The sequence below is a fragment of the Sinomonas soli genome (assembly GCF_054782415.1).
In genome coordinates this window covers 322,997-337,189 of record NZ_BAAGSN010000011.1, presented here as the reverse complement: position 1 = coordinate 337,189, position 14,193 = coordinate 322,997, and the positions used below count along the sequence as shown (strand labels likewise).

The following is a 14,193-nucleotide window of genomic DNA, read 5'->3' as shown; positions in this document are numbered from 1 at the left end:
TTTCCGGGCCTGACGCGAAGATTTTAACACCGCACAGCGCTCCTAGTCCAGATATCAGAGTAGACTGGGGCCATGCTCGATGAGCCCCGCAACCCCGACCTGGGCTCCCTCCTGCCCTCGTGGGAGCTGGCCCTCCGCGCCGAGCGCAAGAGCCCGGCGACGATCAAGAGCTACGGCGACGGCGTCCGGGCGTTCCTCGCGTTCTGCGAGGAAGAGGGGCGCAGGGCCGTGCTCGACCGCCCGACGGTCAACGCCTTCACGGCTGCGCTGCTCGACGACGGGCGCGAGCCGTCGACCGTGCGGTCCCGACAGCTCGCGGTCCGCCGATTCTCGACCTGGCTGCTTGAAGAGGGCGAGGCTGCCGAGGATCGCCTGCTCGGCCTCAAGGCGCCCAAGCTCGATGTGAAGGTCATCGAGCCGCTTACGGACACTCAGCTCAAGGCACTCATCAAGGCGTGCTCCGGAACCGACATGCGCGACCGGCGCGACGAGGCCATCGTGCGCTTCATGGTCGAGACCGGCACGCGGGCGGGGGAGTGCGCCGACCTCGCACTCGAAGATGTCGACCTCGCCCACGGAACGGCCATCGTCCGCCGCGGCAAGGGGGGCAAGGGGCGCGTCGTGCCGTTCGGACCGCAGACTGCACGCGCCCTCGACCGCTACCGCCGTGCCCGTGCATCGCACCGCCTCGCAGGCACCCCGGCGCTGTGGCTGGGTGACCGCGGCAAGCCGTTCTCCTACGACGGGCTGCACAAGACACTGCGCGAACGTGCCGCCACTGCCGGTATCGAGGGCTTCCACCCGCACAAGCTCCGCCACACCGCCGCCCACCGATGGCTCGCCGCAGGCGGTTCGGAGGGCGGCCTCATGGCGGTCGCAGGATGGACCCGGCCCGACATGCTCCAGCGCTATACCAAGGCACGTGCGGCAGAGCGCGCGGCCGAGGAGGCCCGGAAGCTGAATCTGGGGGACTTGTGAGCGAGAGCGAGGCCGAGCTTCCGAGGGGAAGCTACCTGATCCGGCTCCAGTGCACGAACAGGGGCCAGCACAAGCCGTGCAGCGTCCGCCTCGACTACGACCGCCCTGTGGAGCCGCCACCGGAGGCGGAAGCAGGCCTCATCCTCCCGCGCTTCATCTCGGCCGTCGAGAACGACCCGGGCGGTGGGCAGCCCGGGGGCTTTGACGTACTCGTGCTCTGGACCGCATACCCCTTGAAGTCCGGTGCGACGCGGCGGGGGAATGCGCGAGAATCCATCGGCTTCCGGTACGGCAAGACGGGCAACACCTTTGCCTTCTCCTGCAAGAGGTGTCGGACCAACCCTAGAATCCCGGGCGAGAAGCTGGACTTGCTCTGCGCCGAGACCGCAGCACAGGGGATCGGTGTGCTGGACATCAGCTCTCTCGAATGACATCGTTGTAGTCAGCTGGTTCTAGCCGCGTTCTCGGGCTCGCGTCACACGCCCCTGGCAGGTCGATTGAAGGCAGTAGGTCGGCGTTACCCCTTGCCCGGAGGTTCGCCGTCCATGTCATGGACCAAGACCCGAAGTGAAATCGCGGTGCACAAGCACCGCTTCCCCGACCAGCCGGTTCCGCCCGAGCTGTACCAACGCCTCAAGGCCGAGCGCCTCGAAGAGCACATCCGTCGAGCCGTTGCCGAACATCCTCCGCTCACACCCGAGCAGACTGTGCGGATCGCCGCGCTCCTGCTCGCCGGGAGTGCCGAATGAGCACGACTCCCTCGGAGCGCCGCATGGCCGCCAGGATCGCCGCCCACGAGTCCTGGGCGATGACGGAGGACCGCTCGGCGCGGACAGCGCCAGCCCGAGCTGCACTCTTGGCGAAGTTCGAGAAGATGGCAGACCCAGACGGCACCCTGGCGCCGACTGAACGCGCACGCAGGGCAGAGCACCTCCGAAAGGCCCACTTCCAGCGACTCGCCCTCCAGTCGGCCAAGGCCCGGCGCAAGGCGGGGGAGCAGGGCCGGTGAACAGCCCGGTGAAGCAGGCGGGCATCATCATCGGGGGTGTGGAACAGAAACCGACCCCAGCAGGGCGCGAAGAGCGCAGAGCCGCCGACGTCGCCGCGGTTGTGGCGAAGGCGCCGCCCCTCACACCAGCGCAGCGTGACCGGGTCGCAGCCCTCCTGCGGCCCTCGGCATCGTCCCAGGAGGTATGTGGCAGCTAGTGCCCGAAACGAGAGACGTCGCCCAGCCGGAGAACTGGGCGACGTCGAGAAGTCCATGGGGTCGGACAACTCCATGTTCGCATGTCCTCCAGACAAGTCCAGCGCCAGTGCTGTCCGGTACTTCGACTGGACGGCAGCCGTGAAGCGCACGGACCTCCGCCCGCATACCCGACTCGTGGCGCTGGCGCTCGCTGACTACGCCGACGCGAAGACGGGCAGGAACGCGCATCCGGGACTGGACCGCCTTGCCGCCGACACCGGCCTCTCGACTCGTCGCGTGAGCGACCACCTCGGGAAGCTGGAGCAGCTGGGACTGATCGTCCTGGAGGCCCGCGGGGTGAACCTCGGAGGGCGCGGGACTCGCGCCAGCAGGTATCGGCTCGCCATCCCCGATCCCTCGGAGCAGCCCGCACAACCGGACAGCAGCGTCCCGTTGCACAACCGGACGGCAGCGTCGGGTTGCGAACCTCAGGACGACCTCCACAACCGGACAGCAGCGTCCGGTTGTGGAGACCCACAACCGGACGATTTGAGCACCACAACCGGACGCTACCGTCCACCTACCTGCTCAAGACCTGCTCAGCCCTTCGTCTCACCTTCTCTTGTGGATGCAGGAACCTCGTCCAAGGCGAGTACGTCACCTGGAAATGACCCCGCGAGCGAAGCGCTGGCAGTGCGACGGCACCAGTCCCAATGCATCCTTCCGCCGGTGCCGGATCCCGCCGATGGAGAACCTTCGCTCAGCCGTGGCGTGCCCGACGACTGGCAGGACATCCCGCCATCGGACGACGAGCCCCTCGATCCCGATGAGAAGGAGCGGCTACGTCATCTGCCTTACCGGCGGGGCAGGATCAGCGGTCGACCTCGCGCCGAGCGGCACGGCGCCGCGGACAACTACGGCGGAATGCCGCACGCCGAGCGCATCGCTGAACTCAACGCGCTCCTGCTGTGCTGCGGCTATGCGGCCGATCCGGAGCGGGCGGACTTCCTGCGGAAGACCCTGGGGCGCGACGTCCGCCTCGGCAGCCTCACAGCCGAAGAACTCGACAAAGTCGGGGACGCGCTGCGGATGATCGTCGATGTCCCCTTCTGACCCCGCCCACATGATGAACCCGACACCAGGAGGTATGTGCGAGCTGAACTGATCAATGAGGAGAACTACAGGCCGCCCGCGTGGCTGGCGAAGAACGGCTACTCGAAGCTCCAGCTCATGTGGCTCTGCGAGAGGTACTTCGAGCGCAACGAGCGGCTCCAGATCGAGAACCGCCAGCTCCGGGCGCGCCTCGAAGGACAGGAGGCCCAGCAGTGACCCAGGCGCTCCCGTCCCACGATCCCTACGGACCTCCCCCGGCATGGGTGCCGCCAAGATGGCTCAGCCAGCGGCCCAAGAGAGTCTGCCAGCACATCGCGGCGCTGCTCGCCGCCCGCGTCCAGGCGCTCGAATGCGAGGCCGAGAACCTCCGGCGGAAGCTCGCCGCCGCAGAAGCAGAAGTCCAGGTGTACCGGCAGAGCGAGAGGAACCGATGAACCGCCACCGCCCCGCCGTCATCGCGACAAGGCCAGCCGACCGCACCCGCGTCGACACCGAGTCCATGACCGCCTGCGTCCGGCCCGCGAAGATCGCCAGCGACGGCCAGCTCCCCGCGGCCGACGGCGTGGCGTTCCTCGTCTCCGGCTCGGCGAGGATCATCCTCGACCTCCCCGGCGCCTACCGCCTCGCCTCGGAGCTTGCGGACGTCATCGACCGGATCCTCGGCTCCGAACAGTCCGCTGCGCTCCGGAGGCTCGAATCAGACGACCCGGTTGGACCATCGGACGAGGACGCCGAGCCGTGAGGCGGTCAGGGCGTGTAGTGGTTCAGCGTCGAGCCCGCGAAGGCGTCGGCGACCTTCTGGAGGGTCTCCTTCTCGCCGGGGAGGTCGCGCGGGGGATCCGTCTTCTGGGCGAAGCTGGCCTGCAACAGGGCCGAGGCGTTGTTCGTGAGCTGCCACTGGAGCGTTGGCCCGTCCTCGACGTTCGCCGTCCAGCCCGTGCCGGAGGCGTAGTACAGCTCCACCTTGTCCGCCTTGAGGACGGGCTCCAGCTTGAATGCCGAGTCCTCCAGGTTCCAGCTGTTGAACCTGACGGTCCGGCCGCCGATCACGCAGGTCGCGGTCGAGGTCAGGTCCGGCCCTCCGGCACCGATGTCGCCCTGAGTGACCTGCGTGCAGGACGGCACGGCCGCCGCGATGGCGGACGCGGTCTCGCCTGCGTAGGTGGTCGGCTTCGGCGTCGGCGTGGGGCTGGGCGTGCTGCCGGAGGCCTGGGACCCGCCGCCACAGGCCGTCAGCAGGAGAGCGCCGCCCGTGGCCGCCGCGGCGGCCCACTTCCTCATCGTTCCCATGGATGCAATGTACAGGTACAAGACGGACCCCGCAGGAGGATGACATGTCGAAGCAGCAGCACGACCAAGGGGTGAAGAAGAGGCTCGCGCGGCGGAAGGCGGCCGCCGCCAGCGCGTCCCACGAGCAGGCTCTGCGGCGTGCGCGCCGCAGCAGCTGGCCATACCGCGGCCTCGCAGCAGACGGGCCTCACGACGGCCAGTAGGGCCGCACAGCAGCGCAGCAGGAGCGCCCCGCCCATCAGGGACGGAGCGCTCCTGTCGCGTCCGGGATCCATTGCTCAGCCGACTCCGAGCCAGCGGGCCAGCACAGGCCCGAGCACCGACGACGCAATGCCGAGGACCGCCGTCCCGATGCCGCCCAGCACTCCGAGCCTCAGCTTGCGGGCACCAGCCCGGACCTCGGCCTCGGTCCGCTTGGTGAGGACGGGCACCGCTCGGCGGCGCTGCCACAGCGTCATCCGGCTGCAATGCTCCTCCAGCAGGTCGCGGAGGGCCTCGGCCGTGTAGTAGTCGTCCGGCCCCGGCTGAGCGGGCGTGAACGACCGGATCACCACGAAGGCTGGCCGGAAGCCCTCCCAAGCCCTCACGTCCTCCGGCTCGCTGAGCAGGTCGACGGAGACGCTGAGGGCGCGGCCTCGGACGCCGACCTCGTCGGACGGCTCGGGAGCCCTCTCGGCCTCGAAGCGGACACCGCCGGTGAGCGCGCGTTCGGGCTGCCCGAGCAGAGAGCTGACCGTCGTGGCAGGAGTGCCGCCGCTCGGGCGTGCCGTGACCCGGCCGCCCTCTCCCGCGAACTCGTAGAGCCGCTTCCACAGCTCCTGGACACCGTCTGCATCCCGGAAGCGCAGCGGCCACCTCCGGTAGGCGCCGGTGGCCCTCACGTCGGGCATCGGCTCCCACGGACCGCCGCCCATCCTCGGTGTGAAGTGCGACCAGGCATCTACCGGACCGTCCCACCACGACAGCGGCGCCCGCATGAAGTTCCCCCAACCCATAACGGGATCCTAGCCGCCGTGCGGCAGACGGCAACGGCGAAGCCCAGCCCAAGCGGCTCCGCCGTTGCTCATCTCAGAAGTCGCCGGGCTCCGGCAGCACCACGTGCGGCGTCCCGGGCAGCAGCGGCATGTGGCCGCCTCCCGGATGGCCCAATGGCAGGCGGCAACGGGCAGGCATCGGCCCACTGACCAACGGGACCACGCTCTGGAAGTTGCAGCGCTGGGAATCGGCGGGAACCTCTACCGGCTGTGTATCGCTCATAGGGGATTGCACTCTTTCCTTCTGGGTGGAAGCGGCGATTTCCGCCCCCAATTCCCATATTGGGAACCAGAGCACGTTTTCAAAATGCAGCCCGTTCGCTCTGGGTGGAATTGGCAAAGCCAGCCTCGTCGTCGTCCTTCTGAACGCTGCTGGCTGGAACGACGCGCGCGCGAAGCGGGAGGGCCGCTCTCAGGTCTGCGGCGCCGGGAGAGGGTCACCCTCCGAATAGACAAGTGAGAGTACGAGTGTCAATCGGGGCGAGTGAATGTTCGACTGAATGAAATCGCAGAGCGCTGCATACGCTATACGAGCGTTTAGCGTATAAAATGGCAGTATGAGCCCCGACCCAAAGCACCAGCCGCCCCGCGCAATCGGCTACGTGCGAGTCTCGACCGGCGAGCAGGCACGCTCGGGCCTTGGGCTCGATGCCCAGCGATCCGCCATCCTGGCCGAGGCCGAACGCCGCGGATGGGACATCGAGTTCATTGAGGACGCTGGCGTTTCCGGGAAGTCGATGGACAGGCCCGGCATCAAGCTGGCGACAGCACTTCTGGACGCAGGCAAGGCCGACATCCTCGTGGCAGCCAAGCTGGACCGCGTATCGCGCTCTGTGGCAGACGGCGCGACGCTGCTGCGCCATGCGCGCTCGAAGGGCTGGAGCGTCGTCGTCCTCGACATGCAGCTCGACACCACGACCACGATGGGCAACTTCGCCGCCAACATCGTCCTCGCCTTCGCGGAGCTTGAGCGAGACATGGCCTCCGACCGGACGAGGGCAGCACTGACAGCCAAGCGGGCCAGAGGCGAGCGCATGGGAAGGCCTCAGACACTCCCCGACGACGTCGTCCAGAGGATCCTGTCCGAGCGCTCGGGCGGCTCGACGATGGCCGCCATAGCGAGGCAGCTGACCGAGGAGGGCGTGCCGACGGCCCGCGGTGGCTCGGTCTGGCACGCCTCCAGCATCCAGGCGGTGCTCAAATCGCAGCGAGGCGTTGAACTTCGGAAGGGCTGACCGGATACCGGGGGGGTGGGTGCCATCTAGGTAGGCGCGAACTGACCGACTACCCCTTCGACATATACGCATCGCGCGCGGGTCAGCCGACCCCGCATATGCGCCCAACGCGCGCGGGCCAGGCGAGCCCTCCGGAGGCCCTAAGAGGCGCCCCGGTCCGGATGGCCGCCCAAACGGTGCAAGGCTCTCAGATCGGCCCGTGCGGGCTCGACAGCTGCGCCTTCTGGGACCATGGAGGCGTGGCCGAAGGTGAGCGCTTCTTCCTCCGTCCGAGCAAGCCCGTCGACGAGATGACCGACGAGGAGCTGGACGCCTTCGCCGACGCCCTCGCGACGCGCATCCACGGGATCAAGGCCCAAGAGGAGCGCGACGGGGACGCGCCCGGCGCTTGAGTGCGCCCGCCTCTGAACTTTCCGCGAAACCCGGTCGGCTGTACCGCTTTTAAGGACATGTGATCGGAGTTAAGTTCAAGGTGACCGAAAAGCCCGAGGAGGCATGTAGGCACCGAGACCAGCCGCTCCGAGGTCCGCCCCGGACGCAGACACGAGGGCGATGACGCACGCCCGACAGTCACCGGCTACGAGCGCCGCATCGCCGAGTTCGCCGCCGAGCATGGCATCCCCATCAGCCGCGGGAAGTGCCAGCGGCTCGCCCGGCGCCTCGCCAAGCGCGACGCCGCATCCGGCTGGGACCGGATCGACTACTGGAGGGTCTTCGGATTCTCCGACCCGACTCCCGCCGACGCCATCCACAACCTGAACACCGACAGACCCGGACAGCCATGAGGCTCCGGGTCTTCCTTTTGCCCGAGAGGAGGGGCGCTGTGCCCCACATCGACGTAGACCGACCTACCTACGACCTCGTCAAGGCCGTGGCGAAGCGGGAGGGCCGACTGCTCAAGGCTGTCGTCGGCCGCGCCGTCCTGTCCGCCTACGGCACCCCCGAGGGCCAGCTGGCCGCGTCCGAGGGAGCCCGCGATGCGGAGTAGGCGCCGCCGAGACGAGACCGCCGAGCAGGCCGCTCCGGCACCCGCACCCGAGCGTGCCTACTACCGCCTGACCCTCTCCCACGAGGAGGTCGGCCGCCAGCTCGCCCTCGCCAAGGCAGTCGATGCCGCCCATGCCGCCCTCGAAGGCGCACAGGCCGTCCTCGCGGCCGCCGACGAGCGCGTCGGCCAGTTGGACCAGGACCAGCAGTTCCGCGACTCCCAGCGGGCTTCCCTGCTCGCTCAGGCCGACGAGCAGGCCGCCGCCAATGACCTCGCTCTGACGGCGAGCGCAGAGACCCTGCTCAAGGCCCTGGACCGGGTCGATGCCGCCCAGGCGAAGATCGCCGAAGCCGCGCGCACGCGCCGCGAGGAGCTGGCCCGCAGAGCAGCCGACGCGGCCGACGCGCTCGCAGCAGCCGAGCAGCAGGCATCCGACTTCGCCCGCGAGCACGCTGGCAAGGTCGCGCGGATCCTCGTCGACTGGGTCGTCCGCCGGGAGGTCTGCCGGATCCTCGACGGCGAGTACGGCGAGCAGGAGCCGACCGACTCCGCGGTCATGGTCGACGTCTTCGCTGCCCTGCCGGACTTCGCGGCCGAGCAGGTCGCCGCCCACCCGGCATCGTTCCAGGCGGCCATGCTGGAGGAGCTGACCCCGAAGCGAGCACCGCGCCCGACGCGCGCCGAGGCCGAGCGGATGGTCGACGAGGGCAACCGCCTGCTCGCCGAGTACGCGGCCGAGGAGGAGGGCAAGCGCCAAGCGCTCCTGTACGGCAGGCCTGCCCTCGCGGGACAGGAGGCCTGAGACATGGTCATGTTCATCGACCCCGACAGCGGCGCTCACTACAGCGTGGTCCGGACGCCCGACGGGCAGCTGACCAAGACGACGGTTCTCCCCGACGGCCGCACCCTCACGACGGCGCTAAAGGGCGCCGAGCCGGAGCCCCCGAGCAAGGGGCCGCGGCCTGCACGGGTCTGCGAGCACTGCGGGCTGGAGACGCCTGACGACGGGGAGGCCTGCTACGAGTGCGGCGCCCCGTCGCCCGAGCAGGAGGACAGCGTGCGGAAGCGCCAGCGGGCCATCGAGGACGCGGAGGTCGCCGAGTACGTGCGGCTCGCCCAGCACGGGGACTCGCAGATGTCGCGCCTCGGCATGGACCTCCTGATCCGCTACGTCGGACCACTTCGGGCCGCGGACCTCGTGGCAGAAACCCCAAGGAGAGACAGATGACGACCAACACCACCCATCAGCAGATCACGGTCTCGTGCGCGACGACCGGCGATGCCTCCCTCGTGGCCGCCGCGTTGGCCGACCCGCGGATCTGGGGCGCGGCCTACGTGCCCGTCCTGGGCTCGGATGCCCGGCCCGCGAGCTTCGTGCTCGAACCATCCTCCGGGCCTTGGCAGTCCGTGGTGGCATCCGGCACGACCGTCACCGTGCCGATCACCTCCGACTTCTACAGCGGGCGGGCTGTCGCCATCGCAGGACGTGCCGTGTCGCTGCTCGCACTGAGCGCGGACGCGACCCTGTCGTCCTCGACCGTCACCGTGGCAGGCCCCTGATCCAACGACCGACCCCCTTAATCCGATAGTTCAAACCTCACTTAGGAGGATTGTGACCCAACTGCCAGACCCGAGGGCCGAGCGACCGTTCGACTTCGCCGCCCATGTCTCGGCGAGCGCCGCGAACGCCCCCGTCGGCATCGACGACCACCTCGCCGAGCTGCGCCGCCGTGTCGCTGCCGCGCAGCTCACGGAAGGCGTTGCCCTGTGAACGCATTCGACAGCGACCTCGTCAAGGCCGCCAGCGGCATCGCAGCTGACCTGTGCAAGCAGCACCTCGGTGCCGTCGAGGCACAAGTCGCCTCGGTCCGCGGCGAGCAGCGGGCCGTCGCCGAGCGCATCGCCCGGATGGAGAAGTCCGACGCCGAGGGCCGCGCGGCCGTGCTGGCCAGGAGGCGGCGGCTGTGAGCGCCAGCAACATCGACCACCGCGACGCCCTGACCGGGCAGGCCTTGGCTGGGGCCGCGACGATCCCGAACCACACCGTCATGCACGTCAGCACGGCCTCCGGAGACGAGATGGCCGCAGCATTCAGGCGCGCCCTGCTCACAGCGGGCAGAGCCGCCGCCGTCCCGTTCTCACAGGCTGGCTGAGGGCCGCCCCATGAAGACCCCCGAGTGCAGCTTTGCGGAGGCTCGCTCGGGAACCGGCGCCCCTCCATCGGACTTCCGTGGATTGTTGCCCAGGTGGAGGGGCGCCGCACGACCGCAGCAGGAGGACTCCATGAACACGACCGACCTCGACTACACGGCGGAGGCGGCCTCCATGGCCGACCTCGCCGGGAAGTTCCGCACGGTTGCCGACCGCCCAGACAAGCCACGCCGCGAGCGCCGGTTCGCGGACGCCCGTGCACGGGAGGCCCACGCCCTCTCCGAGCTGCTCGCCCGCTGCGCCGCCGCCGAGGCCGCCGGGGACGCCGGGCTCGCGGCCCTGACGCTCGCGGCCAAGCGCCGGGACGCAGCCTTCCGGAACCACCTCAGGCGATTCATCGAAAGGGGTCTGTGAGCACTGCCACCGAGACGATCCTGCTGGCCGTAGAGGCCAAGGACAAGGCGTCCGAGGTCATCGAGACCGTCATGTCCAAGCTGGAGGCATTCGGCAAGCTCGCCGAGGCCGCTGGCGTGAAGGCCGCAGGCGGCCAGGAGCGACTGGCGGAGTCCGCCCACTCGTCCTCGCCCAAGCTCCTCGGGGCCGCCGTCGCGGCAGGCGCCGTGGCAGCCGCAGCCATCGACATCGGCAAGCGCTCCATCGAGGCCGCTAGCCAGTACCAGGAGGCCACGGCCAAGCTGGCTGCCCACGCAGGCATCTCGCAGGCCGCCGCCGAGAAGGTCGGAACCGCGTTCCTCAACACGGCCGGGGACACGACGTTCTCGGCCCAGCAGCTCATGGAGGCGTTCGCGCCCGTGTCCGGGCAGTTCGAGCTGCTCAACGGGCACGCGCTCAGCGCGAGCGACTCCCTGACCGTCATGAAGACCGCCTCCGACCTCGCTGAGGCATCCGGCACGGACCTCGGCACGACGACCAAGTCCCTCGCGGACGTCATGGTCGCCTACGGCATCAAGGTCGCCGACGCCTCGAAGGCCTCGGACGTGCTGGAGAACGCCTCGCGCCTGACCGGGGTGGGGGTCGGTGCTGTGGCCACGGCCGTCGACCGGCTCAAGGGCCGCCTCGGCGTCGCTGCACCGTCACTAGGCGACACCGGCACCCTCATGGCGGAGCTGGCCTCCCACGGCATCACGGGCCAGCGCGGCATCATGCTCGTCAACACGGCCATGCAGACCCTCCTCGGCAGCTCCGCCGGGACCAAGAAGGAACTCAAGACCCTCGGCGTCGAGGTCTACGACTCCTCCGGCCACTTCATCGGCATGAAGAAGGTCATCGAGGAGCTTGGCCCGAAGCTCAACGGGATGACCGACCAGCAGCGTCAGGCTGCCGAGAAGGCCCTGTTCGGCGCATCGGCGGCCGGGGCGCTCGACGGCGTCCTCAAGGGTGGCGCGACCACGTGGGACAAGTACAGCGAGAAGGTCAACGAGGCGGGGTCCGCCCACGAGGCCGCGGAGAAGGCCTCGAACACCTACGAGGGCGCCCAGAAGAAGCTGGAGGCCTCGTTCAAGGACGCCTCCATCGCGCTCGGACAGGCGCTCCTGCCGGTCATCCAGAAGGCGCTCGACGTCGTCATGAAGATCGTCAAGCCGATCCTCCAATGGGTGACGCACAACAAGGATCTGGCCGCGGGCATCCTCATCGCCGTGGGCGCGCTCGGTGCACTGACGGCTGCCGTGGCGATCCTCAACATCGTCCTGAACGCCAACCCCATCGCGCTCGTCGTCGTCGCCATCGCCGGGCTCGTCGCTGGGCTCATCTACGCCTACAACCACGTGGGATGGTTCAAGGACTTCGTGGACAAGGCGTTCAAGGTCATCGCCACCGTCGCGACCTGGCTGTGGAAGGAAGTGTTCAAGCCCGTCTGGGACGGCATCGTCTCCATCGTCGGCACAGCATGGAACTGGCTCTACCAGAACGTCATCCAGCCGCTCATCCACTACTTCCAGAACGTCATCGCACCGCTCATGACATGGCTGTGGCAGAACGTCATCGTGCCGGTCTGGCAGGGCATCCAGCAAGCCATCGGCGCGGCGTGGAGCTGGGTGCACGACAACGTGGTGCAGCCGATCCTCGACTTCATCAACAACAAGCTCGGCCCAGCCTTCGACTGGCTCTGGCACAAGGTCATCGAACCGGCATGGGCCGGTATCCAGAAGGCCATCGGGGACGCCTGGGACTGGGTCAGCAAGAACGTCTTCGACCCCCTCGGCACCGCGCTCGGGAAGATGGGCGACTGGTTCGACACCGCGGTCAAGGACATCAAGAAGGCCTGGGACGGGCTCAAGAGCGTCGCCGCGGAGCCCGTGAAGTTCGTCGTGCAGACCGTCTGGGACGACGGACTCCTCAAGGCGTGGAACACAGTCGCAGGCGCCTTCGGCGGCCCGCAGCTCGCCCCCGTGGACGTCAGCAAGTTCGCGACCGGCGGTGTCGTGCCCGGCTACTCGCCCGGCAATGACATCGTGCACGCCATGCTGTCTCCGGGCGAGGGCGTCCTGATCCCGCAGGCGGTGCAGGCGCTCGGCGGGGCGTCGGGCATCGCGGCCATCAACCGCATGTACGGCGGCGGCGGGAGCCTCGGCGGCGGCAACAGGTTCGGCGATGGCGGAATTGTCGGCGACGTCCTCGGAGCCATCGGGAACGTTGCCTCCGGCGCGTGGAACGCGGTGACGGGCGCTGTCGCTGGCGGGCTCCAGGGAGCGGTCTCCGGCCTCTTCGACGCCGTCGTCAAGCCGCTCCTTGGGCAGATCCCCGGGCTCGGCAACGGGAAGCTGGGCACCCTCCTCCAGGACGGCGTGGACACGGCCGAGAAGGGCATCCTCGCGTTCCTCGGGAAGAAGGACGATGCCTCCAAGGCGACCGCGGCGGCCAGCATCGGGGCGCCCGGCGCAGTGTCGGGCAACCTCGCTGCATGGGTACAGGCCGCTATGGGCGCAGCTGGAGTGTCCGGCAACGCCTGGCTCAACGGGCTTGAGACCATCGCCATGTTCGAGTCCGGCGGCAACCCGAACGCCCAGAACAACTGGGACGTCAACGCCCAGAACGGCGACCCGTCCCGCGGCCTCATGCAGACCATCGGGGCCACGTTCGAGGCCTACAGGCTCTCCAGCCTGCCGGACAACATCTTCGACCCGGTCGCCAACGCCGCGGCCGCCATCCGCTACATCCAGTCGCGGTACGGCAGCATCGGCGCGGTTCCCGGCGTCGCCTCCGTCGCGCACGGCGGCGGCTACGTGGGCTACGACTCGGGCGGCTGGCTGGAACCCGGCTTCACTCCGGTCTGGAACGGCACCGGCAAGCGCGAGCGTGTCATCTCCCCGGATGGCGCCGGTCCCGGCGGCGGCGACGGCATCACGATCCACGTGGCGGTCACGGGCAACAACATCTGGGACGCGCAGGCGGTGCAGCAGCTCTCCACCCTCATGGGCCAGCAGATCGTGCAGGAACTGGCCCTGGCAGGTATCCAGATCCGGAGGTGACCCTGCCTCCACGGCGATCCAGCGTTGGACGTGTATAAAGATGGGAGTTGCCCCGACCTCCGGGGAGTTCTAGGAGATTACGCCATGAACAAGAAAATCGCCGCAGCCGCTGCCCTTTGCTCCCTGCTCATTGCCGGTTGCGGAAGTACGGGGCAGGCCACCCCGGCGAGTGCCCCCACCGTCGCCGCCGCTGGCCCGGCCAGTGCCTCCGCCAGTCCGACGTCAACGACCGTGGACGGACCCAAGAGTAGCCGCGGGAACCTCATCAAGGCGGTCGGGCAGCCCGCCAGCGTCACCTACAACGGCAAGACCGTGGCGACCTTCGTTGCCAAGTCCATCGACCTTGCGAAGGCTTGCCCAGGCCAGTACGCGCCCACGCCGAAGAACGGCCAGATCGTGATCGTGACGTTCGACGCCCAGACGACGTCGGACCTCGCCAGCACTCCGATGAAGACTTGGGATCTGAACATCTTCGGATGGAAGGCCATCGCCGGGAACGGCACCACGGTCAACGGCAGCGTCGTCTCCTTCGGCTGCCTCGATTCCGCTCAGCAGCTTCCAAGCAGCATGGGGCCGGGCGAGAAGGCTACTGGGAAGATCGCCTTCGACGTCCCGCCTGGGAATGGCACCCTCGTGTACACGCAGCCTGGGGCGGATATCGGCTGGGAGTGGGACTACCCGGCGAAGGGGTCCAACGCAGTGGGCTCCTAACGACGTCCATGCCGTC

General features: G+C 68.8%; 23 protein-coding genes and 1 pseudogene. 22 read left to right on the top strand and 2 right to left on the bottom strand.

The window, feature by feature from the left end:
- Positions 1-72: 72 nt before the first annotated feature.
- The 9 genes and pseudogenes from ACYVKZ_RS11425 (at position 73) to ACYVKZ_RS11385 (ending at position 4,019) form a co-directional block, all read left to right on the top strand.
- A complete protein-coding gene (locus ACYVKZ_RS11425; protein WP_460992364.1) occupies positions 73-978 on the top strand; it encodes a tyrosine-type recombinase/integrase in 906 nt (301 codons plus the stop codon).
- A complete protein-coding gene (locus ACYVKZ_RS11420) occupies positions 975-1,409 on the top strand; it encodes a hypothetical protein (protein WP_460992363.1) in 435 nt (144 codons plus the stop codon). Before ACYVKZ_RS11425 ends, ACYVKZ_RS11420 begins: the two co-directional genes overlap by 4 nt.
- Before the next feature lie 114 nt (positions 1,410-1,523).
- Positions 1,524-1,727, top strand: a complete 204-nt coding sequence (locus tag ACYVKZ_RS11415) for a hypothetical protein (RefSeq protein ID WP_460992362.1) — start codon at positions 1,524-1,526, stop codon at positions 1,725-1,727.
- Entirely contained in the window at positions 1,724-1,987 is a 264-nt protein-coding gene (locus ACYVKZ_RS11410) for a hypothetical protein (RefSeq protein ID WP_460992361.1), read from the top strand. The genes ACYVKZ_RS11415 and ACYVKZ_RS11410 overlap by 4 nt, the downstream gene beginning before the upstream one ends.
- A 252-nt stretch (positions 1,988-2,239) precedes the next feature.
- A pseudogene (locus ACYVKZ_RS11405) lies at positions 2,240-2,491 on the top strand (helix-turn-helix domain-containing protein); the annotation flags it as partial.
- A gap of 402 nt (positions 2,492-2,893) precedes the next feature.
- Positions 2,894-3,277, top strand: coding sequence for a hypothetical protein (locus tag ACYVKZ_RS11400; RefSeq protein ID WP_460992472.1), 384 nt, complete (start codon positions 2,894-2,896; stop codon positions 3,275-3,277).
- A 36-nt stretch (positions 3,278-3,313) separates the two neighbouring features.
- On the top strand, positions 3,314-3,493 hold the full coding sequence (locus ACYVKZ_RS11395; RefSeq protein WP_460992360.1) for a hypothetical protein: 180 nt from the start codon (positions 3,314-3,316) through the stop codon (positions 3,491-3,493).
- On the top strand, positions 3,490-3,711 hold the full coding sequence (locus ACYVKZ_RS11390; protein ID WP_460992359.1) for a hypothetical protein: 222 nt from the start codon (positions 3,490-3,492) through the stop codon (positions 3,709-3,711). Before ACYVKZ_RS11395 ends, ACYVKZ_RS11390 begins: the two co-directional genes overlap by 4 nt.
- Entirely contained in the window at positions 3,708-4,019 is a 312-nt protein-coding gene (locus tag ACYVKZ_RS11385) for a hypothetical protein (protein ID WP_460992358.1), read from the top strand. The genes ACYVKZ_RS11390 and ACYVKZ_RS11385 overlap by 4 nt, the downstream gene beginning before the upstream one ends.
- Positions 4,020-4,024: 5 nt before the next feature.
- On the opposite strand, the gene ACYVKZ_RS11380 is transcribed toward ACYVKZ_RS11385, so the two are convergent.
- Entirely contained in the window at positions 4,025-4,567 is a 543-nt protein-coding gene (locus tag ACYVKZ_RS11380) for a hypothetical protein (RefSeq protein WP_460992357.1), read from the bottom strand.
- 44 nt (positions 4,568-4,611) lie between these two features.
- On the opposite strand from ACYVKZ_RS11380, the gene ACYVKZ_RS11375 reads away from it, so the two are divergent.
- Positions 4,612-4,770 (top strand): hypothetical protein, encoded by a 159-nt coding sequence (locus ACYVKZ_RS11375; protein ID WP_460992356.1) that lies wholly within the window; start codon positions 4,612-4,614, stop codon positions 4,768-4,770.
- 75 nt (positions 4,771-4,845) lie between these two features.
- Here the strand turns inward: ACYVKZ_RS11375 and ACYVKZ_RS11370 are convergent, their stop codons facing one another.
- Positions 4,846-5,562: a hypothetical protein gene (locus ACYVKZ_RS11370; protein WP_460992355.1), complete on the bottom strand. Its 717-nt coding sequence runs from the start codon at positions 5,560-5,562 to the stop codon at positions 4,846-4,848.
- A gap of 596 nt (positions 5,563-6,158) precedes the next feature.
- On the opposite strand from ACYVKZ_RS11370, the gene ACYVKZ_RS11365 reads away from it, so the two are divergent.
- The 12 genes from ACYVKZ_RS11365 to ACYVKZ_RS11310 all read left to right on the top strand — a co-directional run bounded on the left by ACYVKZ_RS11365 (position 6,159) and on the right by ACYVKZ_RS11310 (position 14,177).
- Positions 6,159-6,836: a recombinase family protein gene (locus ACYVKZ_RS11365; RefSeq protein ID WP_460992354.1), complete on the top strand. Its 678-nt coding sequence runs from the start codon at positions 6,159-6,161 to the stop codon at positions 6,834-6,836.
- Positions 6,837-7,075: 239 nt separating this feature from the next.
- Entirely contained in the window at positions 7,076-7,228 is a 153-nt protein-coding gene (locus tag ACYVKZ_RS11360) for a hypothetical protein (protein WP_460992353.1), read from the top strand.
- A gap of 431 nt (positions 7,229-7,659) precedes the next feature.
- A complete protein-coding gene (locus tag ACYVKZ_RS11355; protein ID WP_460992352.1) occupies positions 7,660-7,824 on the top strand; it encodes a hypothetical protein in 165 nt (54 codons plus the stop codon).
- On the top strand, positions 7,814-8,626 hold the full coding sequence (locus ACYVKZ_RS11350) for a hypothetical protein (protein ID WP_460992351.1): 813 nt from the start codon (positions 7,814-7,816) through the stop codon (positions 8,624-8,626). Before ACYVKZ_RS11355 ends, ACYVKZ_RS11350 begins: the two co-directional genes overlap by 11 nt.
- 3 nt (positions 8,627-8,629) lie before the next feature.
- Positions 8,630-9,052 (top strand): hypothetical protein, encoded by a 423-nt coding sequence (locus tag ACYVKZ_RS11345; protein WP_460992350.1) that lies wholly within the window; start codon positions 8,630-8,632, stop codon positions 9,050-9,052.
- Entirely contained in the window at positions 9,049-9,384 is a 336-nt protein-coding gene (locus tag ACYVKZ_RS11340) for a hypothetical protein (RefSeq protein ID WP_460992349.1), read from the top strand. The genes ACYVKZ_RS11345 and ACYVKZ_RS11340 overlap by 4 nt, the downstream gene beginning before the upstream one ends.
- 52 nt (positions 9,385-9,436) lie before the next feature.
- A complete protein-coding gene (locus ACYVKZ_RS11335) occupies positions 9,437-9,595 on the top strand; it encodes a hypothetical protein (RefSeq protein ID WP_460992348.1) in 159 nt (52 codons plus the stop codon).
- Positions 9,592-9,792 carry a hypothetical protein gene (locus ACYVKZ_RS11330; RefSeq protein WP_460992347.1) on the top strand — a complete coding sequence of 67 codons (201 nt, stop codon included), beginning with the start codon at positions 9,592-9,594 and terminating at the stop codon, positions 9,790-9,792. The genes ACYVKZ_RS11335 and ACYVKZ_RS11330 overlap by 4 nt, the downstream gene beginning before the upstream one ends.
- Complete coding sequence (locus ACYVKZ_RS11325) at positions 9,789-9,977, top strand: hypothetical protein (RefSeq protein ID WP_460992346.1); 189 nt, start codon at positions 9,789-9,791, stop codon at positions 9,975-9,977. The genes ACYVKZ_RS11330 and ACYVKZ_RS11325 overlap by 4 nt, the downstream gene beginning before the upstream one ends.
- Positions 9,978-10,107: 130 nt before the next feature.
- Positions 10,108-10,389 (top strand): hypothetical protein, encoded by a 282-nt coding sequence (locus tag ACYVKZ_RS11320; protein ID WP_460992345.1) that lies wholly within the window; start codon positions 10,108-10,110, stop codon positions 10,387-10,389.
- Positions 10,386-13,466 carry a phage tail tape measure protein gene (locus ACYVKZ_RS11315; RefSeq protein WP_460992344.1) on the top strand — a complete coding sequence of 1,027 codons (3,081 nt, stop codon included), beginning with the start codon at positions 10,386-10,388 and terminating at the stop codon, positions 13,464-13,466. Before ACYVKZ_RS11320 ends, ACYVKZ_RS11315 begins: the two co-directional genes overlap by 4 nt.
- 231 nt (positions 13,467-13,697) lie before the next feature.
- Positions 13,698-14,177, top strand: a complete 480-nt coding sequence (locus ACYVKZ_RS11310; RefSeq protein ID WP_460992343.1) for a hypothetical protein — start codon at positions 13,698-13,700, stop codon at positions 14,175-14,177.
- Positions 14,178-14,193: the final 16 nt, after the last annotated feature.